This window comes from Pseudomonas sp. 7-41 (assembly GCF_021233075.1).
Lineage (GTDB): Bacteria > Pseudomonadota > Gammaproteobacteria > Pseudomonadales > Pseudomonadaceae > Aquipseudomonas > Aquipseudomonas veronii.
In genome coordinates this window covers 4402780-4427817 of record NZ_CP089551.1, presented here as the reverse complement: position 1 = coordinate 4427817, position 25038 = coordinate 4402780, and the positions used below count along the sequence as shown (strand labels likewise).

The 25038-nt window shown below is 63.0% G+C and carries 20 protein-coding genes; 11 read left to right on the top strand and 9 right to left on the bottom strand.

The window, feature by feature from the left end; all coding sequences use genetic code 11:
- The first annotated feature begins 44 nt into the window (after nt 1–44).
- From LQ249_RS19850 to LQ249_RS19825, 6 genes are all read left to right on the top strand, one after another.
- Complete coding sequence (locus tag LQ249_RS19850; RefSeq protein WP_017848103.1) at nt 45–1772, top strand: autotransporter assembly complex protein TamA; 1728 nt, start codon at nt 45–47, stop codon at nt 1770–1772.
- On the top strand, nt 1772–5443 hold the full coding sequence (locus tag LQ249_RS19845) for a translocation/assembly module TamB domain-containing protein (protein WP_232565828.1): 3672 nt from the start codon (nt 1772–1774) through the stop codon (nt 5441–5443). The genes LQ249_RS19850 and LQ249_RS19845 overlap by 1 nt, the downstream gene beginning before the upstream one ends.
- A 142-nt stretch (nt 5444–5585) precedes the next feature.
- Nucleotides 5586–6059, top strand: a complete 474-nt coding sequence (locus LQ249_RS19840; RefSeq protein WP_232565827.1) for a MarR family winged helix-turn-helix transcriptional regulator — start codon at nt 5586–5588, stop codon at nt 6057–6059.
- Nucleotides 6056–7507, top strand: coding sequence for an efflux transporter outer membrane subunit (locus tag LQ249_RS19835; RefSeq protein WP_232565826.1), 1452 nt, complete (start codon nt 6056–6058; stop codon nt 7505–7507). The genes LQ249_RS19840 and LQ249_RS19835 overlap by 4 nt, the downstream gene beginning before the upstream one ends.
- Nucleotides 7508–7522: 15 nt before the next feature.
- Nucleotides 7523–8719, top strand: a complete 1197-nt coding sequence (locus tag LQ249_RS19830; protein WP_057004442.1) for an HlyD family secretion protein — start codon at nt 7523–7525, stop codon at nt 8717–8719.
- Nucleotides 8719–10248: a DHA2 family efflux MFS transporter permease subunit gene (locus LQ249_RS19825; RefSeq protein ID WP_046382879.1), complete on the top strand. Its 1530-nt coding sequence runs from the start codon at nt 8719–8721 to the stop codon at nt 10246–10248. Before LQ249_RS19830 ends, LQ249_RS19825 begins: the two co-directional genes overlap by 1 nt.
- A gap of 183 nt (nt 10249–10431) precedes the next feature.
- Here the strand turns inward: LQ249_RS19825 and lpxH are convergent, their stop codons facing one another.
- Nucleotides 10432–11181: a UDP-2,3-diacylglucosamine diphosphatase gene (lpxH, locus tag LQ249_RS19820; protein ID WP_232565825.1), complete on the bottom strand. Its 750-nt coding sequence runs from the start codon at nt 11179–11181 to the stop codon at nt 10432–10434.
- Nucleotides 11178–11681 (bottom strand): peptidylprolyl isomerase, encoded by a 504-nt coding sequence (locus tag LQ249_RS19815; protein ID WP_017848096.1) that lies wholly within the window; start codon nt 11679–11681, stop codon nt 11178–11180. Before LQ249_RS19815 ends, lpxH begins: the two co-directional genes overlap by 4 nt.
- A gap of 248 nt (nt 11682–11929) precedes the next feature.
- Here LQ249_RS19815 and LQ249_RS19810 point away from each other — a divergent pair, with 248 nt between their 5' ends.
- The 3 genes from LQ249_RS19810 to LQ249_RS19800 all read left to right on the top strand — a co-directional run bounded on the left by LQ249_RS19810 (nt 11930) and on the right by LQ249_RS19800 (nt 15718).
- Nucleotides 11930–13627 carry a glutamine--tRNA ligase/YqeY domain fusion protein gene (locus LQ249_RS19810; RefSeq protein ID WP_017848095.1) on the top strand — a complete coding sequence of 566 codons (1698 nt, stop codon included), beginning with the start codon at nt 11930–11932 and terminating at the stop codon, nt 13625–13627.
- A 14-nt stretch (nt 13628–13641) separates the two neighbouring features.
- A complete protein-coding gene (gene cysS / locus LQ249_RS19805) occupies nt 13642–15030 on the top strand; it encodes a cysteine--tRNA ligase (RefSeq protein WP_017848094.1) in 1389 nt (462 codons plus the stop codon).
- Between the two features lie 229 nt (nt 15031–15259).
- Entirely contained in the window at nt 15260–15718 is a 459-nt protein-coding gene (locus LQ249_RS19800; protein ID WP_046385231.1) for an HIT family protein, read from the top strand.
- 127 nt (nt 15719–15845) lie between these two features.
- Here the strand turns inward: LQ249_RS19800 and LQ249_RS19795 are convergent, their stop codons facing one another.
- The 7 genes from LQ249_RS19795 to LQ249_RS19765 all read right to left on the bottom strand — a co-directional run bounded on the left by LQ249_RS19795 (nt 15846) and on the right by LQ249_RS19765 (nt 23026).
- Entirely contained in the window at nt 15846–16184 is a 339-nt protein-coding gene (locus LQ249_RS19795) for a Na+/H+ antiporter subunit G (protein ID WP_108525079.1), read from the bottom strand.
- Entirely contained in the window at nt 16181–16459 is a 279-nt protein-coding gene (locus tag LQ249_RS19790) for a K+/H+ antiporter subunit F (RefSeq protein WP_017848091.1), read from the bottom strand. Before LQ249_RS19790 ends, LQ249_RS19795 begins: the two co-directional genes overlap by 4 nt.
- Nucleotides 16456–16944 (bottom strand): Na+/H+ antiporter subunit E, encoded by a 489-nt coding sequence (locus LQ249_RS19785; protein ID WP_017848090.1) that lies wholly within the window; start codon nt 16942–16944, stop codon nt 16456–16458. The genes LQ249_RS19790 and LQ249_RS19785 overlap by 4 nt, the downstream gene beginning before the upstream one ends.
- On the bottom strand, nt 16941–18623 hold the full coding sequence (locus tag LQ249_RS19780) for a monovalent cation/H+ antiporter subunit D (protein ID WP_201021185.1): 1683 nt from the start codon (nt 18621–18623) through the stop codon (nt 16941–16943). Before LQ249_RS19780 ends, LQ249_RS19785 begins: the two co-directional genes overlap by 4 nt.
- Nucleotides 18620–18964, bottom strand: a complete 345-nt coding sequence (locus tag LQ249_RS19775) for a Na+/H+ antiporter subunit C (protein ID WP_007986256.1) — start codon at nt 18962–18964, stop codon at nt 18620–18622. The genes LQ249_RS19780 and LQ249_RS19775 overlap by 4 nt, the downstream gene beginning before the upstream one ends.
- On the bottom strand, nt 18964–21885 hold the full coding sequence (locus LQ249_RS19770; protein WP_169864367.1) for a monovalent cation/H+ antiporter subunit A: 2922 nt from the start codon (nt 21883–21885) through the stop codon (nt 18964–18966). Before LQ249_RS19770 ends, LQ249_RS19775 begins: the two co-directional genes overlap by 1 nt.
- 211 nt (nt 21886–22096) lie before the next feature.
- Nucleotides 22097–23026 carry a DMT family transporter gene (locus LQ249_RS19765; protein WP_017848087.1) on the bottom strand — a complete coding sequence of 310 codons (930 nt, stop codon included), beginning with the start codon at nt 23024–23026 and terminating at the stop codon, nt 22097–22099.
- A gap of 92 nt (nt 23027–23118) precedes the next feature.
- Here LQ249_RS19765 and LQ249_RS19760 point away from each other — a divergent pair, with 92 nt between their 5' ends.
- Nucleotides 23119–23682 (top strand): helix-turn-helix domain-containing protein, encoded by a 564-nt coding sequence (locus LQ249_RS19760; protein ID WP_017848086.1) that lies wholly within the window; start codon nt 23119–23121, stop codon nt 23680–23682.
- Nucleotides 23683–23837: 155 nt separating this feature from the next.
- Nucleotides 23838–25034, top strand: a complete 1197-nt coding sequence (locus LQ249_RS19755; protein WP_046382884.1) for an SfnB family sulfur acquisition oxidoreductase — start codon at nt 23838–23840, stop codon at nt 25032–25034.
- Nucleotides 25035–25038 lie beyond the last annotated feature (4 nt).

Sequence of the window (25038 nt, the reverse complement as noted above, 5' to 3'; positions counted from 1 at the left end):
TCTGAGTTCAAAGAGTCTCTCCAGCTCGTGTAGCATCCGCGCCTATGAAGTTTCCAGGAAGATTCACCAGCGGCTTGATTCTGCTGTTCACAAGCTGCGGCGCTTTGGCGCAAAGCGAACTGGACGTGCGAGTCAAACCCTCAAACGACGCGTTGAAAGCCAACATCGAAGGCTACATCGGCGGGGTAGGCGATCGCGATGAAGAAGCGTTGCTGCGCTTCAGCCGTGGCGCCGAGGAGCAGGCGCGCAAAGCGGCCCAGGCCTTGGGCTTCTATCAGCCGCAGATCAGCAGTGATGTGCAGGGCGGCAAGAACCCGCGCCTGACCCTGACCATCGAGCCCGGCGAACCGGTGCATTTGCGCGACGTGACCATTCGGGTCGACGGCCCGGCCGCCGCCCTCAAAGCCTTTCGTGTGCCTGCCAGCCGCGACCTTGAATCCGGTGCCGTGCTCAACCACGGCCATTACGAAGACGCCAAGCGTCTGATCCAGAACCAGGCCTCGCGCTACGGCTTTTTCAATGGGCGCTTTACCCGCCAGACCCTGTCGGTCGACCCCAAGGCGGGCGTCGCCGATATTGAACTGGTGTATGACAGCGGCCCGCGCTACACCTTGGGCAAGGTCAATTTTGCTGGCGATACGCCGTTCGATGAAGAACTGTTGCAACGCATGGTGCCGTTCAAAAACGGCGCGCCCTACGATTCCGAACTGATCGCCGAGTTGAACCAGAACCTGCAAGCCAGCGGCTTTTTCGAGGGCGTGCGGGTGGACGCCGCGCCGGCTGCGTCGGCCAACGATGTGATCCCGGTCGCGGTGCAACTGGAAACCCGCAAGCCACGCACCATGGGCCTGGGCCTCGGCTTTTCCACCGACGTCGGCCCGCGCGGCAAAGCCAACTGGACGCGGCATTGGGTTAATCCGCAGGGCCACAGTTACGGCTGGGAAGCCGAATTGTCGGCGCCACGGCAGAACGTCGGCCTGTGGTACGACATCCCGCTCGACCCACCGCTTACCGACAAACTGCGTTTTGCCGGCGGCTACCAGAATGAAGAACTGGCCAACACCGACACCCTGAGTAAATTGCTCACCCTCGGCCCGGAATGGCACAGCAAGTTGCCCAGCGGCTGGACCCGGGTGGTCTCCCTCAAGTGGCAGCGTGAAGAATATCGCCTGGGCGATGACTCGGGCCTGAGCAACCTGTTGATGCCGGGGCTCAGCTATTCCTATTTGCGCAGCGACAACCGCATCGATCCCCACCACGGCTATCGCCTGCAATTCGACACCAAGCTGGCCAAGGAAGGCTTCGGCTCCGACACCAACCTGCTTTACGGCACGGCCATGGTCAAAGGCCTGACCACCGTGTGGGACAAGCACCGTTTCCTCGCGCGGGCGCAGATCGGCGGCAGCGCCACCAACGGCTACAAGTCGGTGCCGCCGTCGCTGCGTTTCTTTGCCGGTGGCGACCAGAGCGTGCGTGGTTACGAGTACCAGACCCTGTCGCCGGAGAACGACCGTGGCGACCGCATCGGTGGCCGCTACATGGTGGCCTTGAGCGCCGAGTATCAATATTCCATCGCCGAAAAATGGCGGATCGCGACCTTTATCGACCAGGGCAACTCCTTCAACACCCTGGAAATGCCAAGCCTGAAAACCGGCGTGGGCGTCGGCCTGCGCTGGGTGTCGCCCGTCGGGCCGATTCGCCTTGACCTGGCCCATGCCCTGGAAGACCCGGGCGGTATCCGTTTGCACTTTTCCATGGGGCCTGAGCTGTGATGCGTGGTTTGAAAATAGCCGGGCTGGCTGCCGTTGCCCTCCTGGCCATGGTGTTGCTGGCGCTGTGGACCGTACTCGGAACCCAGGCGGGCAGCCGTTGGGCGTTGGGCCAGGTGCCGGGCTTGAGCGTGGACAATTTCCAGGGCCGTTTGGGCGGCCAATGGAGTGCCGAGCATCTGCTGTGGCAGCAGGGCAGTGACCGTGTCGAACTCAACGCGCCGACGTTCGACTGGTCGCCGGCCTGCCTGCTGCGCCTGACGCTGTGCATTGACCGGTTGGCGGTGGATCAAGTCAGCCTGCAATTTGCGCCGAGCACGGAGCCGAGCAGCGGGCCGATCCAGCTGCCGGCGCTGAAGTTGCCGGTTGCGCTCCAGTTGGGCGACGTTCGCGTCGGCAGCCTGCTGTTTAACGGCAGCGAGGAACTCAAGGGTATGCAACTGGCGGCGCATTGGACCGCCGCGGGCCTGCAGATCGATTCCGTGCATCTGCAACGCGATGATCTGGTGCTGGACCTGTCCGGGCTACTCCAACCCAGCGGTGATTGGCCGTTGACCGCCAGCGGCAACCTGAGCCTGCCTTACGCCCCCGGCGGCGCGCCGTGGACGGTGGCGTTCAGGGCCGATGGCGACCTGCTCAAGACCCTCAAGCTCGACGCCGACAGCAGCGGCTACCTGCCGGCCAAGCTCAGCGGCGAGTTGCAGCCGCTGGTGGAAAACCTGCCGGCACAGCTGCACATCACCGCCGACGCCTTCAAACCCAGCGCCGATTTGCCTGACACCCTGCAACTCAATCAACTTGACCTCACCGCCAAAGGCGACCTGGACAGCGGTTACCAATTGCTCGGCAAAGCCATACTGCCCGCAGAAAAGGGCCCGGTGGACTTACTGCTGCAAGGTAAGGTCGATGCCAAGGGCGCGCAAATCGCCGGCCTGGATCTGAGCGCCGGTGACAAGCAAAGCCTGAAACTCACGGCACAGCTGGACTGGCAGCAGGGCTTTCAAGCCGATGCGAAAATCGATTGGCTGGACTTCCCCTGGCATCGCCTCTACCCCTTGATCGACGAGCCGCAAGTCACCTTGCGTACCTTCAATGGTGAAATTTTCTATAAAGACGGCAGCTACCTCGGCAACCTCAAGGCCGACCTCGATGGCCCCGCGGGCAAATTCAACGTGGTCACGCCGTTCAGCGGCGACCTCAAACAAGTGTTCCTGCCCGAGCTGAAACTGACCGCTGGCCAAGGCAAGGCCGAAGGCCACCTCAACCTGCAGTTTGCCGATGGCATCGCCTGGGACACGGCGCTCGACCTGTCGGCGCTGAACCCGGCGTATTGGGTCGCGGAGTTGCCGGGCACGCTGGCCGGACCGCTGCGCAGCAAAGGCGAGTTCAAGAACCAGCAGCTCAAACTGAGCGCCGACCTCGGCCTCAAGGGCCGTCTGCGCGGGCAGCCCGCCGTATTGGCCGCCAAGGCCGAAGGCGCGGGTGAGCAATGGACCCTGGCCAACCTGGATATCCGCCTGGGCGACAACCGCATCAACGGCAGCGGCAGCCTGCAACAACGCCTGGCCGGGCAGATCGATATCAAACTGACGCGGCTGGCCCAGCTGTGGCCGCAGTTACGCGGGCAGGTCAATGGCCGACTCGATGTGGCCGGTAGCCTCAAAGCGCCTCAAGGCAAACTCGACCTCAAGGGCCAGCAACTGGCGTTTGCCGACAATCGCCTGCAAAGCCTGAGCCTCGACGCCACGCTCGATAACGCCCAGCGCGCAAAGATCGACCTCAAGGGCAGCGGCATCCAAAGCGGCGACACCCAAGTCGGCACCCTGACAGCCAGCGCCCAGGGCGATGTCAGGCAACAGAAGGTCCAGTTGGATCTGGCCGGCCCACTGGTCAAGCTGGCCCTGGCCCTGGATGGCAACCTCGACCAAGGCAACTGGCGCGGACGCCTGGCCAGCGGTGACGTGCAGGCCGGCGGCCAGGACTGGAAGCTGCAGGCCCCGGCGAAAATCGAGCGCCTGGCCGATGGCAGGCTGACCTTCGCCGCCCACTGCTGGGTCGCGGGCCCGGCCAGCCTGTGTGCTGAAGATCAGCGCCTGATGCCTGAACCGAAGCTGCGTTACCACCTCAAGCAATTCCCCATCGATAGCCTGGCGGCCTGGTTGCCCAAGGACTTCGCCTGGCAGGGCACGCTCAACGCCGACGTACAGCTCGACCTGCCGGCCAGCGGCCCCAAAGGCGTGATCGCAGTGGATGCCAGTGGCGGCACGTTGCGCGTCAAGGACAAGCACCAGTGGCTGGATTTCCCCTACGACACGCTGCAATTGGACGCCACCCTCAACCCCAAGCGCATCGACACCCAGCTCAACTTCCAGGGCGGCAAGCTCGGTGAGTTGCGGTTGCAGGCACAGATCAACCCGCTGGCGAAAAACAAGCCGATCACCGGTACTTTCAGCCTCACCGGTCTGGACCTCACCGTGGCGCGGCCGTTTGTGCCGATGGTGGAAAAACTCAACGGCAAGCTCAACGGCAATGGCCGCATCTCCGGTGGCCTGCTGGCGCCGCTGGTCAACGGCAGCATGAACCTGGTGGGCGGCGAGATTTCCGGGGCGGAACTGCCCATCAGCCTCGAAGGCTTGAACGTACAGGCGCTGATTGCCGGCGAAAGCGTGCAACTCGATGGCCGCTGGCACAGCGGCAAGGCCGGGCAGGGCAGCCTCAAGGGCCACATCGACTGGGGCCGCGCCCTGGCGGTCGACCTCAGCCTGCAAGGCTCGCACCTGCCGGTCACCGTCGAACCTTACGCGGTGCTGGAAGTCGCGCCCGACCTGAAGATCAGCCTGAAGAACGACAAGCTCGCGATCGCCGGCAAGGTGCAGATCCCGCGGGGTGACATCACCGTGCGCGAACTGCCGCCGTCGACGGTCAAGGTCTCCGATGACACGGTGATCGTCGGCAGCCAGACCGAAGAGGGCAAGCCGCCGATGGCGATGGCGATGGATATCGACGTGGCGGTGGGTGAAGACCAGCTCAACTTCTCGGGCTTCGGCCTCACCGCCAAGGTGCAGGGGCATGTGCATATCGGCGACAACCTGGACACCCGCGGCGAGCTGTGGCTCAACGACGGCCGCTACCGTGCCTACGGCCAGAAGCTGGATGTGCGCCGTGCGCGTTTGCTGTTCGCCGGGCCGCTCGACCAGCCTTATCTGGATATCGAAGCGATCCGCAAGACCGGCGATGTCGTCGCTGGTATCCGCCTGAGCGGCAGCGCCGAACAGCCCACTACGCAGATCTTCTCCGAGCCGGCCATGAGCCAGGAGCAGGCGCTGTCCTACCTGGTGCTCGGCCGTCCGCTGAGCACCACCGGTGAAGATAACAATATGCTCGCCCAAGCCGCCCTGGGCCTGGGCTTGATGGGCAGTGCCGGCGTGACCTCGGACATTGCCAAGAACCTCGGCATCCAGGACTTCGAACTCGACACCCAAGGCAGCGGCACCAACACCGCCGTGGTCGCCAGCGGCAAGATCTCGGAGAAACTCAGCCTGCGTTATGGGGTTGGGGTGTTCGAGCCGGCCAGCACCATTGCTTTGCGCTACCTGTTGAGCAAGAAGGTGTATCTGGAGGTGGCCAGTGGTGTGGCCAGTTCGTTGGATATTTTCTATAAGCGGGATTTCTAGATCCGCCCTCGATGAAAAAGTGCGAGCGGGCTTGCTCGCTCGCACATACCAAGCAAGCTAATCATTTCATTTGACATTCGCTGCCTAAGCAGTAATATCTCGTCACACATTCGCTGCCTAGGCAGTAATAAGGTGACTTTCGATGAAGCACTTCACCCCGGACAACTTCCACAACTGCCACCTCGGGCTGTTGTTGGGGCGTGCCGCCATCCTTAAAGACAAGATCATCGACACCCATATGGAACCCCACGGCATCACCGCCGCGCAGTTCAAGGTGTTGATCATCATGGCGCAGTTCGGTGTCGACACCCCGGCGGAGCTGTGCCGCCACCTGTCCCTGGACAGCGGTTCGATGACCCGCATGCTCGATCGCCTGGAGCAAAAAGGCCTGCTTGATCGCAAGCGTTCGGCGCTGGACCGTCGCCAAGTGCAACTGGTGTTGACCGACGACGGCCAGCGCCTGGCGGACAGGCTGCCGTACATCGGCGCCGAGGCGTTGAACCAGTTGGCCTGCGCACTGGAGCCGGGTGAATTGCAAACCCTGGAAAAGATCCTCATGAAAATGCTGATAGCTGCCGGTGATCCCATCACCCTTCAGCGGGTAGGTAAAGAATGAACACACGTGCCCTTTGCCTGGTGCTGGCGGCCATGAGCATGGCCGGTTGCGCCAACTTCAGCGGCCTCGATACCCAGGGCCAGCGCCTCGACGCCAACACCCTGCAGACCGGTCAGTCGTTGACCGGCGTGACCCTGTCGAGCGCCGCCTGGCCCAGCGCCGACTGGTGGAAAAGCCTCGGCGACCCGCAACTCGACGGTTTGATCCAGGAAGCCCTGCAAAACAGCCCCGACATGCAAGTGGCCAGCGCCCGTGCCCACCAGGCGGAAGCCGCCGCCTATGCGGCGAACGCCGCACGCATGCCGACCCTGGACGCCAGCGCCGGTGTGAGCCGGTCGCGGCTGGCCAGGGACCAGGACCCGCGGCTGCAGGGCGATACCTACTCGACGGTGCGAAGCCTCGGCGCGAGCTTCAACTACAACTTCGACCTCTGGGGCGGCCAGCGCGCCGCCTGGGAAGCGGCCTTGGGCCAGGCCCGCGCCGCCGAAATCGACCAACAGGCCGCGCGCCTGACCCTGGCGGCCGATGTGGCCAAGGCCTACAGCGATCTGGGCCAGGCCCATATCGTGTGTGACCTGGCCAATGACGACCTCAAGCGTGCCCGGCAAATGCTCAACCTGAGCCAGCGCCGCCTGAACTCGGGCATCGACAGCCAGTACCAGTTCCAACAGACCGAAAGCCTGGAAGCCAGCTCCCAGTCGCAACTGATCGATGCGGAAAAACAACTGCAGAGCGCGAAAATCGCCCTGGCGGTGTTGCTCGGCAAAGGCCCCGACCGGGGTAACGAGCTGGCGCGTCCGAATGTACTCAAGCCCAGCGCCGTCGCCGTACCCTCGGTGCTGCCCGCCGAACTGCTGGGTCGTCGCCCGGACCTGATCGCCGCACGTTGGCGTGTAGAGGCGGCGAGCAAGAATATCGCCGCCGGTAAGGCCAACTTCTACCCCAACCTCAACCTGAGCGCGAGCGCCGGGGCCGAGTCGTTGCTGGGTGACGCGATGTTCGGTTCGGCCAGCCGCTTCTTCAACATTGCGCCGACGATCTCGCTGCCGATCTTCGACGGCGGTCGCCTGCGCGCCAACCTCGATGCGCGCGATGCCGACTATGACCTGGCCGTGGCCCAGTACAACAAAACCCTGGTGCAAGCCCTCGGCGATATCGGCAACAGCCTTTCACAACTGCGCGAAACCGGTCGGCAGATCCAGGCCCAGCAACACGCCGCGGACATTGCCCAGCAGTCCTACGACACCGCGATGCAGCGTTACAGCTCCGGGATCGGCAACTACCTGGACGTGCTCAGCATCGAGCAGCAATTGCTGCAGGCCCAGCGTCAGCTGGCGACCTTGAACGCCGCGCAAATCGATCTGTCGATCCAATTGATGCAAGCCCTGGGTGGCGGCTACGACGCCGCAAATGTGGCATCGACCACCCCAGCTACACGCACGGAATAATTTGAGGTAACTGACATGGCCACTGCCGAAAGCAACAACGCAACGGGAACGCCCGATAACAACCCGCGCAAACGCAAAGTCATGCTGGTCGGCCTGGTGCTGATCGTCATCCTCGGCGTGGTCGGCGTGTGGGGTTGGTATGAACTCTACGGCCGCTTCAATGAAAGCACCGACGACGCCTACGTGAACGGCAACGTGGTGGAAATCACCCCGCTGGTCACCGGCACCGTGGTCAGCATCGGCGCCGACGATGGCGACCTGGTCCACGAAGGCCAGGTGCTGATCAACTTCGACCCCAACGACGCGGCGGTCGGCCTGCAAAGTGCGCAGGCCAACCTGGCCCGCACCGTGCGCCAGGTGCGGGGCTTGTACAGCAACGTCGACGGCATGAAAGCCCAGGTCAATGCGCAGAAAGCCGACGTGCAAACTGCCGAGGACAACTACAACCGGCGTAAGACCCTGGCCCAGGGCGGGGCGATTTCCCAGGAAGAACTGTCCCACGCCCGCGACAGCCTGACCGCGGCCAAGAATGCCCTGACCAACCTTGAGCAGCAGCTCAAAAGCAGCAACGCCCTGGTCGACGACACGGTGATCTCGTCCCATCCGGACGTGCAAGCCGCCGCCGCGCAACTGCGCCAGGCCTACCTGGCCAATGCGCGCAGCACCCTGATCGCCCCCGTCACCGGCTATGTGGCCAAGCGCACCGTGCAACTGGGCCAGCGCGTGCAGCCGGGGACGGCGTTGATGGCGGTGATCCCGCTGAACCAGTTGTGGATCGACGCCAACTTCAAGGAAACCCAACTGCGCAATATGCGTATCGGCCAACCGGTGGACATCGAAGCGGACATTTACGGCAGCGATGTGAAGTTCAGCGGCACCATCGACAGCCTCGGCGCCGGCACCGGCAGCGCGTTTGCCTTGCTGCCTGCGCAGAACGCCACGGGCAACTGGATCAAGATCGTGCAACGGGTGCCGGTACGCATCCACGTCAATGCCGAAGAACTGGCCAAACACCCGCTGCGGGTGGGCTTGAGCACGGTGGTCAGCGTCGACCTGCATGACCAGAGTGGCCCGGTACTGGCGCAACAGGCGCCGCAAAAGGCCTCGTTCACCACCAACGTGTATGACCGCCAGTTGGCCGAAGCCGATGCCATGATCACCCAGTTGATTCATGACAACAGCCTCGCCGCGCCCAAGGCTGTGCAACGCTGATGAGCCATAACGCGTCCTTCTCGCCACCCAGCTTGGTGATGGCCACGATTGGCCTGTCGCTGGCGACCTTCATGCAGGTGCTCGATACCACGATCGCCAACGTGGCGTTGCCGACCATTTCCGGCAACCTTGGCGTGAGTTCGGAGCAGGGCACCTGGGTGATCACCTCGTTTGCGGTGAGCAACGCCATTGCCCTGCCGCTGACCGGCTGGTTGAGCCGGCGCTTCGGCGAGGTGAAGCTGTTTCTCTGGGCCACCGTGCTGTTTGTGCTGGCCTCGTTTCTCTGCGGTATTTCCACGTCGATGCCCGAGCTGATCGGCTTTCGGGTGTTGCAAGGCCTGGTGGCGGGGCCGTTGTACCCGATGACCCAGACGTTGCTGATCGCGGTCTACCCGCCGGCGAGGCGCGGCATGGCCCTGGCACTGCTGGCGATGGTCACGGTGGTGGCGCCGATTGCCGGTCCCATCCTCGGCGGCTGGATCACCGACAGCTACAGCTGGCCGTGGATCTTCTTCATCAACGTGCCCATCGGCATCTTTGCGGTGATGGTGGTGCGTTCGCAGTTGAAGAAACGCCCGGTGGTCACCAGCTACCAGCCGATGGACTATGTGGGGTTGTTGAGCTTGATCGTCGGGGTCGGCGCGTTGCAGATCATCCTCGACAAGGGCAACGACCTGGACTGGTTCGAGTCCAACTTCATCATCGTGGGGGCGGCGATTTCGGTGATTGCCCTGGCGGTGTTCATCATCTGGGAGATGACCGACAAACACCCGGTGGTCAACCTGCGGCTGTTCGCCTACCGCAACTTCCGCATCGGCACCATCGTGCTGGTCCTCGGCTACGCGGGCTTCTTCGGCATCAACCTGATCCTGCCGCAGTGGCTGCAAACCCAGATGGGCTACACCGCGACCTGGGCCGGCCTGGCCGTGGCGCCGATCGGTATTCTGCCAGTGCTGATGTCGCCGTTTGTCGGCAAGTACGCGCACCGATTCGACCTGCGCGTACTGGCGGGCCTGGCGTTCCTGGCGATTGGCTTGAGCTGCTTCATGCGCGCCAGCTTCACCAATGAGGTGGACTTCCAGCACATCGCCCTGGTGCAGCTGTTCATGGGCATCGGCGTGGCGCTGTTCTTCATGCCGACCTTGAGCATCCTGATGTCCGACCTGCCGCCGCACCAGATCGCCGACGGCGCCGGCCTGGCGACGTTCCTGCGGACCCTGGGCGGCAGCTTCGCGGCCTCGCTGACCACCTGGATCTGGATTCGCCGCGCCGACCAGCACCATGCGTACATGAGCGAGAACATGACCACCTACGACGCGGCGACCCGCGATGCGTTGAATGCGTTGGGCGGCGCGGGGCAAAAGGCCTACGCCCAACTCGACCAGATCCTCACCAGCCAGGCATACATGATGTCCACCGTGGATTACTTCACGTTGCTGGGGTGGATGTTCATGGGCTTGATGCTGCTGGTGTGGCTGGCCAAACCGCCGTTTACCGCGAAGGCGGGGCCGGCTGCATCAGGGCACTGATCGGCCAAGGCTGGAATGCAATCAGCCAGGGCTGAAATGCAATCAGCCAGGGCTGAAATGCAATCAGCCAGGGCTGGAATGCAATCAACTGTGGGAGGGGGCTTGCCCCCGATAGCGGTGTCTCAGTCAACCTATTTGAAGCTGACCCACTGCCATCGGGGGCAAGCCCCCTCCCACAGTTGATCAGGCGCCCGGCAGTGCCAGTTGCGGATTGACGAAGTCAAACGCCGCCAGCTGAAACCCTTGCTCATCCACCTGCAATGCCCAGCCTTGCTTGTCCCAATCCCCCAGCACAATACGCTTGGCCGCCTGATCGCCGATCTGCAACTTATGAATGGCGGGGCGGTGCGTATGGCCGTGGACCAGGGTACGCACGCCGAACTGCTGCATCACCCGCGGCACTTCCTCAGGGGTGACGTCGACAATGTCGTTGGCCTTCATCCGCGTCTGCGCCCGGCTTTCGTTGCGCAGCTTGCGCGCCAGTTTGTGGCGGGTGCGCAAGGGCAGGTGACGCAGGATAAACAGCACAATCGGGTTGCGCAGGATGCGCCGCAGCTTCATATAGCCGACGTCGCGGGTGCAGAGGCTGTCGCCGTGCATCAGCAGCACGGGCTCGCCGGCGAGTTGCACGATGCTCGGGTCCTTGAGCAGCTTGGCGCCTGCGGCTTTGCAGAACGTCTTGCCGATCAGGAAGTCGCGGTTGCCGTGCATGATGAAAATCGCGGTGCCGCTGTCGCTCAGTTCGCGCAGGGCCGCGCAAATCGAGCGCTGGAAAGGGGTGATCCCATCGTCGCCAACCCAGGCTTCAAAGAAGTCCCCGAGGATGTACAACGCCTGGGCGCCACGGGCGCGGCCGTGGAGTAAATCCAGAAACGCCCGGGTAATGTCCGGGCGTTCCTCTTCCAGATGCAAGTCTGAAATCAGCAATATCACTCAATGATCTCGGCTTTCTCGATGATCACGTCGTCTGCTGGCACGTCTTGGTGGCCGGCTTTGCTGGTGGTGGCAACGCCTTTGATCTTGTCGACGACGTCAGTGCCTTCGGTGACTTTACCGAACACCGCGTAGCCCCAGCCCTGCACGTTCTTGCCGCTGTGGTTGAGGAAGGCGTTGTCGGCGACGTTGATGAAGAACTGCGCGGAGGCCGAATGCGGCTCCATGGTACGGGCCATGGCGACGGTGTATTTGTCGTTGGAAAGGCCGTTGTCCGCTTCGTTCTGGATGCTTGGGCGCTTGTCTTTCTTTTCTTTCATGCCAGGCTCGAAACCGCCGCCCTGGACCATGAAGTTGCCGATGACACGGTGGAAAACGGTGTTTTCGTAGTGGCCGGCTTTCACGTATTCAATGAAGTTGGCGACGGTGATCGGCGCTTTCTCGGCGTTCAGCTCGATGACGATGTCACCGTGGTTGGTGGTCAGTTTGACTTGAGTCATGTGTACTACTCTTTTCAGGGAATTCGTGGGTTCGGGCGCTGTGCGCCTGACCTGTTTGGCTAAACGTTGGCCAAGACGCGCAGTTTAGCGTGCCCTGCGGGAATTTCGAGGTGGTTTTTTACCGCCCGGGCAATTAAAGCAGCAGTTTTTGGCCGCACCCTGTCAGGCGGTTGACCGCTTCGGCTATGATAAGCCCTTTGTTTTATCTGGCCTGCCCAAGGCCACGTACTCGTCTGTTCAAGGATAATATGAGCAAGCCCACTGTCGACCCTACCTCGAACGCCAAGGCCGGTCCTGCCGCCACGGTCAATTTCCTGCGCCCGATCATCCAGGCGGACCTGGATTCGGGCAAGCACACGCAGATCGTCACGCGCTTTCCGCCGGAGCCCAACGGCTACCTGCACATCGGTCACGCCAAGTCGATCTGTGTGAACTTCGGTCTGGCCCAGGAGTTCGGTGGCGTCACGCACCTGCGTTTCGACGATACCAACCCGGCCAAGGAAGACCAGGAATACATCGACGCCATCGAAAGCGACATCAAGTGGCTGGGCTTCGAATGGTCCGGTGAAGTGCGCTATGCGTCCAAGTATTTCGACCAGTTGTTCGACTGGGCCATCGTGCTGATCAAGGCCGGCAAGGCCTACGTCGACGACCTCACCCCTGAACAGGCCAAGGAATACCGTGGCACGCTGACCGAGCCGGGCAAGAACAGCCCGTTCCGCGACCGTTCGGTGGAAGAGAACCTGGACTGGTTCGCCCGCATGCGCGCCGGTGAGTTCGCAGACGGTGCCCGTGTACTGCGTGCCAAGATCGACATGGCCTCGCCGAACATGAACCTGCGCGACCCGATCATGTACCGCATCCGCCATGCCCATCACCACCAGACCGGTGACAAGTGGTGCATCTACCCGAACTACGACTTCACCCACGGCCAGTCGGACGCCATCGAAGGCATCACCCACTCCATCTGCACCCTGGAGTTCGAAAGTCACCGTCCGCTGTACGAATGGTTCCTGGAGCACCTGCCGGTTCCGGCACACCCGCGCCAGTACGAATTCAGCCGCCTGAACCTGAACTACACCATCACCAGCAAGCGCAAGCTCAAGCAACTGGTGGATGAACAGCACGTCAACGGCTGGGACGACCCGCGCATGTCGACGCTGTCGGGCTTCCGCCGTCGCGGCTACACGCCCAAGTCCATCCGCAACTTCTGCGAAATGGTCGGCACCAACCGTTCCGACGGCGTGGTCGACTTCGGCATGCTCGAATTCAGCATCCGTGACGACCTCGACCACAGCGCCCCGCGCGCCATGTGCGTGCTGCGCCCGCTGAAAGTCGTGATCACCAACTACCCGGAAGGCCAGGTCGAGAACCTCGAACTGCCACGCCACCCGAAAGAAGACATGGGCGTGCGCGCACTGCCGTTCGCCCGTGAAATCTACATCGACCGTGACGACTTCATGGAAGAGCCGCCAAAAGGCTACAAGCGCCTGGAACCTACCGGCGAAGTGCGCCTGCGCGGCAGCTACGTGATCCGCGCCGACGAAGCGATCAAGGACGCCGCGGGCAACATCGTCGAACTGCGCTGCTCGTATGATCCAGAAACCCTGGGCAAGAACCCTGAAGGCCGCAAGGTCAAGGGCGTGATCCACTGGGTGCCGGCCGCCGCCAGCGTCGAGTGCGAAGTGCGTCTGTACGACCGTCTGTTCCGTTCGCCGAACCCTGAGAAAGCCGAAGACAGCGCGAGCTTCCTCGACAACATCAATCCGAACTCCCTGCAAGTACTCACGGGTTGTCGTGCCGAGCCATCCCTTGGCAATGCACAGCCGGAAGACCGTTTCCAGTTCGAGCGCGAAGGCTACTTCTGCGCGGATATCAAGGACTCGAAACCTGGCCATCCGGTATTCAACCGTACCGTGACCTTGCGTGATTCGTGGGGCCAGTGATTTAAGGAACCGTCGTGCTAACGATCTACAACACGCTCAGCAAGAGCAAAGAAGTCTTCAAGCCGCTGGATGGCAACAAGGTACGCATGTACGTGTGCGGCATGACCGTGTACGACTACTGCCACATCGGCCACGGCCGCAGCATGGTCGCCTTTGACCTGGTGACCCGCTGGTTGCGTTTCAGCGGCTACGACTTGACCTATGTGCGCAACATCACCGACATCGACGACAAGATCATCAACCGCGCCAAGGAAAACGGCGAGCCGTTCGACGTCCTGACCGCGCGCATGATCGCCGCCATGCACGAGGACGAGGCGCGCCTCAACATCCTTAAGCCGGACATGGAACCGCGTGCCACGGACCATATCCCGGGCATGCACGCGATGATCCAGACCTTGATCGACAAGGGCTACGCCTACGCTCCAGGCAATGGCGACGTGTACTACCGCGTCGCCAAGTTCATGGGCTACGGCAAGCTGTCGCGCAAGAAAATCGAAGACCTGCGCATCGGCGCGCGCATCGAAGTCGACGAAGCCAAGCAAGACCCGCTCGACTTCGTGCTGTGGAAAGGCACCAAGCCCGGCGAGCCAAGCTGGGAATCGCCTTGGGGCGCCGGGCGTCCGGGCTGGCACATCGAATGCTCGGTGATGTCCACCTGCTGCCTGGGCGAGACCTTCGACATTCATGGCGGCGGCAGCGACCTCGAGTTCCCGCACCACGAAAACGAAATCGCCCAAAGCGAAGCCGCCACCGGCAAGACCTACGCCAACGCCTGGATGCACTGCGGCATGATCCGCATCAATGGCGAGAAGATGTCCAAGTCCTTGAACAACTTCTTCACCATCCGCGACGTGCTGGAAAAGTACCACCCGGAGGTGGTGCGCTACCTGCTGGTGTCCAGCCACTACCGCAGCGCGATCAACTACTCGGAAGACAACCTCAAGGACGCCAAAGGCGCCCTGGAGCGTTTCTACCACGCGTTGAAAGGCCTGCCCTCCGTGGCCCCGGCCGGCGGCGAAGCGTTCGTGGCCCGGTTCACCGAAGTAATGAACGACGACTTCGGCACACCGGAAGCCTGCGCGGTGCTGTTCGAGATGGTGCGCGAGATCAACCGCCTGCGTGAGAGCGATCTCGACGCAGCGGCCGGTCTGGCTGCACGCCTGAAAGAACTGGCCAGCGTGCTGGGCGTGTTGCAGATGGAAGCCGACGACTTCCTGCAAGCCGGCGCCGAAGGGCGTGTGGATGCGGCTGAAGTGGACGCGCTGATCCAGGCGCGCTTGACGGCGCGGGCCAACAAGGACTGGGCGGAGTCCGACCGGATCCGTGACCAACTGACCGCGATGGGTGTGGTGTTGGAAGACGGCAAGGGTGGGACGACGTGGCGCTTGGCTGATCAGGCTTGATAAGTAAACGCTGAATGAAAAACGCCCCGACTGGTTCGGGGCGTTTTTCATTTTGGGTTCAGCGAAACATGCGCGAAGGGCCGGTCTTCGTAACGCTGTCGGAACACGGCTTCGAGCGGTAGCCAACCTGCGACGTTCTGGAAAAAGCCCATTTGCTTTGACGCCCGCCCAATCCTGGCTTTAGATGGTCGACCAGACCAAGCCCATGATGAAACTGACGGTGATTCAAATGGATTGTATTTTCTGCAGCATTGTCCGAAAAACCTCCCCGGCCCATATTCTGTGGGAAGACCAACAGCATATGGCCTTCCTGTCTATTTTCCCCAACACACCCGGTTTCAGCGTGGTGATCCCCAAGCAGCACTACGGAAGCTACGCCTTCGCCCAGTCGGATGAGGTGCTGGCAGGTCTGGTGGTGGCGGCGAAGAAAACCGCGCAGCAGATCGACCGGGCGTTTCCCGATGTGGCGCGCACGGGGATGATTCTGGAAGGCTACGGGGTGGATCACCTGCATGCGAAGCTGTTTCCCATGCATGGGACGGGGCAGGACAGTGACTTCAAGCCCATCAGTTCCAGGGTCGACAAGTTCTTTGATCGCTACGAGGGGTACATCTCGTCCCACGATTTTGTGCGGGCGGATGATGCCGAATTAGCGGAGTTGGCGGCACACATCCGATCCTTCGCCTAGCCTCGATCCAAATGTGGGAGGGGGCTTGCCCCCGATAGCGGTGTGTCAGCGACAGCTGCATTCACTGACACCCTGCTATCGGGGGCAAGCCCCCTCCCACATTTTTTTGACCGTGTCGCATCAGAACTCAGCGACGGCTGCTGACCTCGGCGGGCACATCGTCACCGGCCATGCGCTTGCGGAACAGCGCGGTGCGCGCCAGCAGCAGCGTCGTCACCGGCACGGTGATCGACAGCAAAATCGGGATCAACCACCCGTGCAACACCGGCCCGGACTTGAGCACCGAAAAGTAGATAATCGACGCCAACGCCACGCTCCACGCACCCAACGTCGAGGCCAGTGCCGGCGGGTGCATGCGCTGGAAGAAATCCTTCATGCGCAGCAACCCGATTGCGCCAATCAGGGCAAACGCGCTGCTCAGCACCAGCAACACGGCCACGCACACTTCAACCCATAACGGCATCATTCGATCACCTCGCCACGCAGCAGGAATTTGGCCAGGGCAAATGACCCGACAAAGCCAAACAGCGCAATCAACAGCGCCGCTTCGAAGTAGGTATCACTGGCATACCGAATGCCCAGCACCAGCATCATCAGCATCGCCAGGATGTACAGGTAGTCCAACGCCAGGACCCGGTCCTGGGCCGATGGGCCTTTGAACAGGCGGACCAGTGTCAGCGCCATGGCCAGCGAGAACAGGAACAGGCTGAACAGGATCGCATTGGAGAGCAGGGCGCTCATTCGAAGATCTCCATCAAGGGCCGTTCGTAGTCGTGTTTGAAGTGCTGGATAAACTGCGCTTCATCGTCCAGGTCGAAGACGTGCAGCAGCAGGATGCTGCGGTCCAGGGCGAGTTCCGACCAGACGGTGCCGGGGGTCACGCTGGTGATCATCGACAACACGGCCAGGCCGTTGGCGTCGCGCAGGTCCAGGGGGATTTTGATAAAGCGCGAACGCGGTGGCCGCGAGCCGCACACCAGCACGCCCCAGGCGACTTGCAGGTTGGAGATGATCACGTCACGCCCCACCCGGAAGAACAGGCGGATGATCACCCCAGGGCGGCGGATGCGGATCGGCAGCGGGCGCAGCGGCGCCATCAGCAGCGGCGCGAGCAAACCCAGTAGCGCGCCCAGTAACAGGTTGCCGGGGCTGATCGACAGGTTCAGCAGCAGCCACAACACCCACAACGCCAGCGATAACCACGGGGCCGGGAACAGGCGCTTCATGGCTGCACCTCCAGCGCTGCGGTCTTGGCTTCAGGGCTGGGCACCGGGCGCGTGGCCATGACCGCCATCACATACTGTTCCGGGTTGTTCAGGCTCTTGGCGGTGTCCAGGGTGTAGCGCATCAGCGGCTCGGCCTTGAAGGTCAGCAGGATGCTCAGGCCGAGCAGGAAGAAGATCGGCACGCACTCATAACGGCGCAGCAGCGGTGACGGGCGTTCTTCCGGGGTCCAGAAGCGTTGGATGCCCAGGCGGGCGAAGGCGATCAGCGAGGCCAGGCCGGACAGGATCAGCAACGTCACCAGGCCCCACGCGGCAGGGCGGACAGGCTCATCCAGCGCATGGCCCAAGCCCGGCGGATTGACCAGCGCGCTCAACAGGCTGAGCTTGCCGATAAACCCCGACAGCGGCGGCATGCCGATGATCAGCAGGGCGCAGGCGACAAAGCTCAAGCCGAGGAAGGCCATGGTCCAGGGAATCACCTGGCCGACCACGGCTTTCTGTTCGTCATCGAGGTTCACGCCGGGGCGCGGATGCAGGGATTCCATGGCTTTGGGCAGCGCATCGATCTCTTCATCCAGCGGCAGGTCGTTGGCCGAGCGCGAGCGTTCGATCAATTCGGCCAGCAGGAACAGCGCACTCAACGCCAGCGTGGAACTGACCAGATAGAACAGTGCTCCGGCTGTCAGGCTCGGCTGGGCGAACCCCGCCGACGAGAGCAGGATGCCGGCCGAGACCAGGATGCTCAAGCTGGCCATGCGCTCCAGGCGCTGCGCCGCCAGCATCGCCAGCGCCGCGCAGATGATGGTCGCCATGCCGCCGTACACCAGCCAGTCGCCGCCGAACAGCGCCGACGCCCCGGCCTGGCCGGAGAACAGCAGGGTCCACAGGCGCAGCACGGTGTACACGCCGACCTTGGTCATGATCGCGAACATCGCTGCCACCGGCGCGCTGGCCGATGAGTACGCCGGCGCCAGCCAGAAGTTCAGCGGCCACATGCCGGCCTTGGCCAGGAATGCGGTGGCGAGGATCGCCGCACCCGCGTGCAACAGGCCGCGATCGGCCTCTGGCACCAGCGGGATTTTCAGCGCCAGGTCCGCGAAGTTCAGTGTGCCGGTGACGCCATAGATCATCGCCGCGCCAATCAGGAACAGCGACGAGGCCAGCAGGTTGATCGCGATGTAATGCAGCCCCGACGACACCCGCGCCCGGCCGGAACCGTGCAGCATCAAGCCATAGGAGGCCGCCAGCAACACCTCGAAGAACACGAACAGGTTGAACAGGTCGGCGGTGAGAAAGGCACCGTAGAGGCCCATCATCTGGATCTGGAACAACGCATGGAAACTGGTGCCCGCACGGTCCCAGCGCGCCATAGCGAACAGCAACGCACTCACGCCGATGATCCCGGTGAGCACCAGCATCAGCGCCGACAGTTGGTCCACCACCAGCACGATGCCGAACGGCACTTGCCAGTTGCCGGGCAAGTACACGCCGATCGAACCGGGGCCGCCTTGTTGCGTCCAGTACAACAGCAAGATGGCGATAGCGAGGCCGAGCATGCTCGAGAACAGGTTGATACGCGCCTTGAGCGGGCGGTGCTTCTCGCCGAGCATCAGCATCAGCGCGGCGGTCAGCAACGGCAGCAGGATTGGCGCGACGATCAGTTGGTTGACCCAGGTCATTCCTTGGGCTCCCGGCCGTCCACATGGTCGGTGCCGGTCAGGCCCCGCGACGCCAGCAGTACCACGAGGAACAGCGCGGTCATGGCGAAGCTGATCACGATCGCCGTCAGCACCAGCGCCTGGGGCAGCGGGTCGGTGTAGTGCAGCAGGTCTTGCGGCACGCCGTCCTTGATGATCGGCTCCTTACCGATAAACAGGCTGCCCATGCTGAAAATGAACAGGTTGACCCCATACGACAACAGGCACAGACCCATCACCACCTGGAACGTCCGTGGCCGCAGGATCAACCAGACGCCGGAGGCCGCCAGGACCCCAATGGCAATTGCGATGACTTCTTCCATCAGGCGGCTCCTTCCGGTGTGGCAACGGTTTTCGGCTGGTTGCTCGGTTTATGGGCCCGCACCGATTGGTGACCGAGGGCGGTGAGCATCAGCAGCGTCGAGCCGACGACCATGGCGTACACGCCGACGTCGAAGAACAGGGCGCTGGCGATATGGATGTCGCCCAGCACCGGCAAGCTGAGATGCCAGGTGTGGGTGGTGAGGAACGGGTAGCCGGCGAACAATGCGCCGAGCCCGGTCAGGGTCGCCGAGAACAGGCCGAAGCCCATCCAGCGCATCGGCCGCAGACTCATCTGCGCCTCGACCCACTGGGTGCCGGCGACCATGTATTGCAGGATAAACGCCACCGACATCACCAGGCCCGCGACGAAACCACCGCCCGGTTGGTTGTGGCCGCGCATGAACAGGTAGAACGACACCACCAGCGCAATCGGCAGCAGCAGGCGCACCAGCACCGCTGGCACCATCATGTAGCCCAGGGCGGTGTCGCTGGCCTGGCGCGGGTTGATCAGGTCGGTGGCCACGTCCGGCGCGAGTTGGCGCTGTTGCGCGGGCAGTTGCATGCTTTCCTTGGAGGGGCGGAAGCGTCGCAGCAGGGCATACACGGTCAGCGCCACGGCGCCGAGCACGGTGATTTCGCCGAGGGTGTCGAAGCCACGGAAGTCCACCAGCATCACGTTCACCACATTGCTGCCGCCGCCTTCGGGGAGGGCGCGGCTCAAGTAGAACGAGGAAATGTCGTTAGGCGTCTGGCGGGTCAGCATCGCGTAGGACAGCAGCGCCATGCCGCCACCGACCACGGTGGACAGCAGGAAGTCGCGCAAGCGGCGAATGCGTGCCTTGCGCAGCGTACTGGGCAGTGGCGACACTTCTTCGATCCGCCGTGGCAGCCAGCGCAGGCCCAGCAGGATCAGCACGGTGGTCACCACTTCCACGACCAGTTGCGTCAGCGCCAGGTCCGGCGCCGAGAACCACACGAAGGTGATGCAGGTCATCATGCCGCACACGCTGACCATGGTCAGGGCCGCCAGCCGGTGGTACTTGGCCTGCCAGGCGGCGCCGAGGGCGCAGGCAATCGCCAGCAGCCACAGGGTGACGAACACGATGGAGCCCGGGATCTTCGGCCGGTCGCCCCAACTGAGGCCGCTGTTGAGCAGCGGGATCAGCCCGCCGATCACGGCGACCAGCACCAGCAGGAACAACTGCGTCTGCAGGCGCTTGGTGCTGATGCGTTTCTCGATTTTGCGCGCGCCGCGCATCATCAGCACCAGGCAGCGCTCGAAGCCGCGCTTGCCGTTGAAGTAGCTGATCACCGGCGGGTACTTGAAGCGCCCGCGCTTGAGTTGCTTGCGCAGCAGCAGATAGAGCAGCACCCCGCCGCACATCGCCACCAGGCTCATGATCATCGGCGCGTTCCAGCCGTGCCAGATGGCCAGGCTGTATTGCGGCAACACGCCGCCGACGACCGGCAGCGCGGCGGCGGCGAGGATCGAGCCGACCACCTGGGCCGGGAAGATCCCCACCAGCAGGCAGGTGAACACCAACAGCTCCACCGGCGCGCGCATCCAGCGGGGAGGCTCGTGCGGGATGTGGGGCAGGTCCGTCGCGGGCGGGCCGAAGAACACATCCACGGTGAAACGCAGCGCGTAGGCCACGCTGAACGTGCCGGCGATGGTCGCGATCACCGGCAGGGCGATTTCCACCCAGGCGGTCGACGAGATGAATACGGTTTCAGCGAAGAACATCTCTTTGGACAGGAAGCCATTGAGCAACGGCACGCCGGCCATGGACGCACTGGCCACCATCGCCAGGGTCGCGGTAAACGGGATCAGGCGCACCAGGCCGCTGAGCTTGCGGATATCGCGGGTGCCGCTTTCGTGGTCGATGATGCCGGCCGCCATGAACAGCGAGGCCTTGAAGGTAGCGTGGTTGAGGATATGGAACACCGCGGCGACAGCGGCCAGTGGGCTGTTGAGGCCGAGCAGCAGGGTGATCAGGCCGAGGTGGCTGATGGTGGAGTAGGCCAGCAGGCCCTTGAGATCGTTCTGGAACATGGCGCAGTAAGCGCCGAGCAGGAGGGTCAGGGCGCCGGCGCCGCCGACGAGCCAGAACCATTCTTCGCTGCCGGACAGCGACGGCCACAGGCGGGCCAGCAGGAACACGCCGGCCTTCACCATCGTCGCCGAATGCAGGTAGGCCGACACCGGTGTCGGTGCCGCCATGGCGTGGGGCAGCCAGAAGTGGAACGGGAACTGCGCGCTTTTGCTCAGCGCGCCGATCAGCACCAGGGCCAGCATGACCGGGTACAGCGAGTGCGCGCGAATCTGATCGCCCGCCGCGAGGACCAGGTCCAGGTCATAGCTGCCGACGATATGCCCCAGCAGCATCACGCCGGCCAGCAGGCACAAACCGCCCGCGCCGGTGACCATCAACGCCATGTAGGCACCGCGCCGCGCATCGGCGCGGTGGTGCCAGTAACCGATCAGCAGGAACGAGAACAGGCTGGTCAGTTCCCAGAAGAACACGATCTGGATCAGGTTGCCGGAGATCACCAGGCCGAGCATGGCCCCCATGAATGCCAGGAAAAACGCAAAGAAGCGCGGCACCGGATCGTCCGGCGACATGTAGTAACGCGCATACAGCGACACCAGCGTGCCGATGCCGAGCACCAGCATCGAGAACAGCCAGGCGAAGCCGTCCATGCGCAAGACGAAATTCACGCCCAGGCTGGGCAACCACATGAATTCTTCGCGGATCACCCCGCCGTGGGCGATTTGAGGGTAGAGCAGGGCGACTTGAACAGTACCGATCAGGGCGATGAGGCCGGCCAGCAAGGATTCGGTGTTACGTGCGTTGTGCGGCAGCAAGGCCGCCAGACAGCTGCCGATAAAAGGCAGAAGCAGTAGAACTATCAGGGACATAGGCTTCTAATCTGCGGGAGTTTGGGATGCATCATACGTGCCGCTTTCTTGATCACCAAACGGCAACGTGTGGCAGGATCCTACAAGGTAGGCTGAAAACGCCCATTTGGCATTGTTTCAGCTAACCCTCACCCACGCGCTCCAGCGCCTGATCGTGGACGCTGGGCGTGCCCGGGATGGCGATTTGACAGCCACCGCCCGGGCTAGGACCTTACCCCTGCTGTTCCTGTTCCCGCGCATTTTGCAATTCGATCGCCTTCTGCCCGCGCGTCTTCAACTCACTCACCACCACCGCCGCCACGATCAACGCCGCCCCGACCATGGCAATCGGCGGGAACCGCTCCCCGGCAATCCGCCCAACCACGCCGGCCCACACCGGTTCCCCGGCATAAATCAATGTGGCCCGCGTCGGCGAAACGCTTTGCTGCGCCCAGTTCATCGCCACCTGGATCACCGCGCTGGTCAAGCCCAGGCCCACCGCGCTGAACAACAGCAACCAGGAGAACCCCGGCAACGCCTCGCCCATCGGCACCACCATGAGGAACGACAACAACGACGCCGTGGCCAGTTGCACCACGGTCACCCGACGCACGTCCACTTGCCCGGCAAATGCGCTGATCAGGATGATCTCGGCGGCAATCGCCACCGCGCCGATCAGCGTGGCGATCTCGCCGGGGCTGAAATTCAGCGAAGCACCGGCCGGGCCGGTCAACAGCATCAACCCGGCGAACGCCAGCATGATGCCAATGCTCGGCATCAACCCTGGCCGACGACCCAGCACCAGCCATTGCAACAACGGCACGAACGGGACATAGAGCGCGGTAATGAATGCCGACTGGCTGCTCAGAATCGTCTGCAGGCCGATGGTCTGCAGCCCGTAGCCAAACATGATCGCCACGCCGATAAATACGCCGGCTTTCAACTCGAACAGGGTCAGGTCGCGCAGGGTGCGCAAAGAGAAAAAACCGACCGCGATCGTCGCCGCAGCAAACCGCAGGCCCACGAAAAACATCGGCCCGCTGACCGTCATGGCGTGCTGCACCAGCAAAAAGGTGCCGCCCCAGATCATGGTGATGAACACCAGGATGCATTCGGCTTTGCTGAAGCGGTTGAAACGCGAGGGAGCATTCGGGGTGGTCATGGCGGCTCAGTCTTGCAAGGGAAGGGCGCGGACCGCACAATGCGCCGCACGCTGGGCAGTATACTGCGCACACCCACCCATTGAGCAATATAGTGCACAAAGAAAATCCGCAACGGGCCTCGGTCCTGCAGCATGTCAGCCAGAATGTTCGTCGCCTGCGTCATGCCGCCGACTTGAGCCAGACCGCGCTCTCGGAAAAGTCCGGAGTCAGCCGACGCATGCTGGTGGCCATCGAGGCTGGCGAGAAAAACGTCAGCCTGTCCACCCTCGACCGCGTCGCCGAAGCGCTGGATGTGGCTTTCAGCGACCTGATCCAGGCCCCGGATGCACCTGACCATAGCCGTATCAACGAACTGGCCTGGGCCGGTGACATCCCCGGCAGCAAAGCTGTATTGCTTGCCAAGGCCACGGCGCGGCGTGAAGTCGAGCTGTGGGAGATGCGCCTGGAGCCGGGCGATTGCTACAGCCCCGAGCCGGACCCGGATGGCTGGAGCGTGCAGTTGTTCGTGTTCGAAGGCCGCCTGACATTGGTGCTGGATGGTCAGGAAAAACCGGTCGGCGCCGGTGAGTTCTTCATGTTCGCCAGCCGCCAGGCCCACGCCTATCGCAATGACGGCGACGTGGCGGTGCGCTTTGTGCGCAATGTGGTGATCTAACTGTTGACCCGCCAACAGCGGATGGACACTTTGCTCGATCGCAGGCGGGTTCCCCTGCATTGAAATGACGGCAACCTACTGATCTTATTGAAGATTGGTTTCGGGCACGACTCCTGCAATCACTCCAGTATCCCCTTGGACTCTGGAGTCGGCCCATGTCAGCCCACCCTCAACACCCTGCTCATATCATCCGATCAGACGCCGAAGCCATCGCGGTCGCCACGCGCCTGGCCGAACGCTTCGCCGTCGAGGCCAGCGTGCGCGACCGCGAGCGGCGCCTGCCGGTCGCTGAACTCGACGAATTTTCCGCCAGCGGCCTGTGGGGCATCACCATCCCCAAGGCCTATGGCGGCGCCGAGGTGTCCTATGTGACGGTGGCAGAGGTGATCAAGTTGATCGCCGCCGCCGATCCGTCCCTGGCGCAGATCCCGCAGAACCACCTGGGGGTGGTGGATATCCTGCTGCAAACCGGCAGCGAGGAGCAAAAACTCCACTACTTCGGCAAGGTCCTGGCCGGCTACCGTTTCGGTAACGCTTTCTCCGAAGCCAAGAGCAAGAACGCCGGCACCTTCGACACGCAGATTCGCGTTCACGCCGATCATGCGCAGATCAATGGCGAGAAGTTCTACTGCACCGGCGCGCTGTTCGCCCATATCGTGCCGGCGGTGGGCACCAACGAACAGGGCAAGGCCTTGATTGCCTTCGTCGAGCGCGATGCGCCGGGCCTCACGGTCATCGACAGCTGGGACGGCTTCGGCCAGCGCACCACCGCCAGTGGCGGCGTGACCCTCGATGGCGTGACGGTGCCGCTGAGCGCGGTGATTCCCGCGCACCTGGCGTTCGACCAACCGACCGCTGACGGCCCGATCTCGCAGATCATCCAGGCCGCGATCGACACCGGCATCGCCGTGGGTGCCCTCGAGCAAGCGAAAGTCTTCGCGCGCCAGGCCCGCCCATGGATCGACAGCCAACAGGATCACGGCTGGCAGGACCCATTCACCATCGCCGCCATCGGTGATCTGGAATGGCGCGTACACGGCACCGAAGCGATTCTCGCCAAGGCCGGCAAGGCGGTCGACCAGGCCCTCGCCGAACCGAACGAAGACACCGTCGCCAACGCCTCGCTGATCGTCGCTCAGGCCAAAGTGCTGTCGGCCGAAACCGCGTTGCTCGCCAGCAGCAAGCTCTTCGAGCTGGGCGGCACCCGCTCGGTGACCGGCAAGCACAACCTCGACCGCTTCTGGCGCAACGCGCGCACCCACACCCTGCACGACCCGGTCCGCTGGAAATACCACCTGATCGGTAACTTCGTGCTCAACGGCGTCAAACCCGCACGCCATGCCTGGAACTGAGGAG

Excerpts from the sequence above, each read along its gene's own strand:
- LQ249_RS19830 (WP_057004442.1), top strand. The coding sequence starts at position 7,523 with ATGGCCACTGCCGAAAGCAACAACGCAACGGGAACGCCCGATAACAAC.
- LQ249_RS19770 (WP_169864367.1), bottom strand. The coding sequence starts at position 21,885 with ATGTCCCTGATAGTTCTACTGCTTCTGCCTTTTATCGGCAGCTGTCTG.
- LQ249_RS19765 (WP_017848087.1), bottom strand. The coding sequence starts at position 23,026 with ATGACCACCCCGAATGCTCCCTCGCGTTTCAACCGCTTCAGCAAAGCC.
- LQ249_RS19775 (WP_007986256.1), bottom strand. The coding sequence starts at position 18,964 with ATGGAAGAAGTCATCGCAATTGCCATTGGGGTCCTGGCGGCCTCCGGC.
- LQ249_RS19780 (WP_201021185.1), bottom strand. The coding sequence starts at position 18,623 with ATGACCTGGGTCAACCAACTGATCGTCGCGCCAATCCTGCTGCCGTTG.
- LQ249_RS19815 (WP_017848096.1), bottom strand. The coding sequence starts at position 11,681 with ATGACTCAAGTCAAACTGACCACCAACCACGGTGACATCGTCATCGAG.
- LQ249_RS19845 (WP_232565828.1), top strand. The coding sequence starts at position 1,772 with ATGCGTGGTTTGAAAATAGCCGGGCTGGCTGCCGTTGCCCTCCTGGCC.
- LQ249_RS19755 (WP_046382884.1), top strand. The coding sequence starts at position 23,838 with ATGTCAGCCCACCCTCAACACCCTGCTCATATCATCCGATCAGACGCC.
- LQ249_RS19790 (WP_017848091.1), bottom strand. The coding sequence starts at position 16,459 with ATGAGCGCCCTGCTCTCCAATGCGATCCTGTTCAGCCTGTTCCTGTTC.
- LQ249_RS19810 (WP_017848095.1), top strand. The coding sequence starts at position 11,930 with ATGAGCAAGCCCACTGTCGACCCTACCTCGAACGCCAAGGCCGGTCCT.
- LQ249_RS19785 (WP_017848090.1), bottom strand. The coding sequence starts at position 16,944 with ATGAAGCGCCTGTTCCCGGCCCCGTGGTTATCGCTGGCGTTGTGGGTG.
- LQ249_RS19850 (WP_017848103.1), top strand. The coding sequence starts at position 45 with ATGAAGTTTCCAGGAAGATTCACCAGCGGCTTGATTCTGCTGTTCACA.
- LQ249_RS19840 (WP_232565827.1), top strand. The coding sequence starts at position 5,586 with ATGAAGCACTTCACCCCGGACAACTTCCACAACTGCCACCTCGGGCTG.
- LQ249_RS19825 (WP_046382879.1), top strand. The coding sequence starts at position 8,719 with ATGAGCCATAACGCGTCCTTCTCGCCACCCAGCTTGGTGATGGCCACG.
- LQ249_RS19800 (WP_046385231.1), top strand. The coding sequence starts at position 15,260 with ATGGATTGTATTTTCTGCAGCATTGTCCGAAAAACCTCCCCGGCCCAT.
- LQ249_RS19795 (WP_108525079.1), bottom strand. The coding sequence starts at position 16,184 with ATGATGCCGTTATGGGTTGAAGTGTGCGTGGCCGTGTTGCTGGTGCTG.
- LQ249_RS19835 (WP_232565826.1), top strand. The coding sequence starts at position 6,056 with ATGAACACACGTGCCCTTTGCCTGGTGCTGGCGGCCATGAGCATGGCC.